The 390-nt window shown below is 70.8% G+C and carries 1 riboswitch.

The annotated features are described in order from the left end of the window. Nucleotides 1–144: riboswitch (cobalamin riboswitch) on the top strand. This riboswitch is flagged as partial in the annotation. Nucleotides 145–390: the final 246 nt, after the last annotated feature.

The following is a 390-nucleotide window of genomic DNA, read 5'->3' as shown; positions in this document are numbered from 1 at the left end:
ATTCCGGCGCTGCCCCCGCAACGGTAGGCGAAGACAGCCGCGGCATCGGCCACTGTGCGTCCAACACGCATGGGAAGGCGCCACGGCGGAGTGTCCTGCACTCGTTCGCAAGCCCGGAGACCGGCCTGGAAGTCCACTGGTTGCGATGCGGAGGGCGTCGCGGCGTGCCGCGCCGCTCGCCTGCGCAGTCCGCTCCGCTTCCCTTTCCATCGCGACTCCACGCCGAAGAATGCGCGCGGGGCGCGCGATGGAGTTGTTCCGATGCAGCGCCGTACCCTTTCCTCCCCTTCCCTGCTGGCCCTCGCGGTCGCGATGGCGCTGCCGTTCGCCGCGCACGCGCAGGACGCCACCGACCTCGACGAGGTCGTCGTGTCGGGCACGCGCACCGAA

Source organism: Pseudomonas sp. BJa3 (assembly GCF_026343815.1).
GTDB classification, from domain to species: domain Bacteria; phylum Pseudomonadota; class Gammaproteobacteria; order Pseudomonadales; family Pseudomonadaceae; genus Aquipseudomonas; species Aquipseudomonas soli.
The sequence above is the reverse complement of the archived record's forward strand: the minus strand, read 5'-3'. Positions and strand labels throughout refer to the sequence as shown.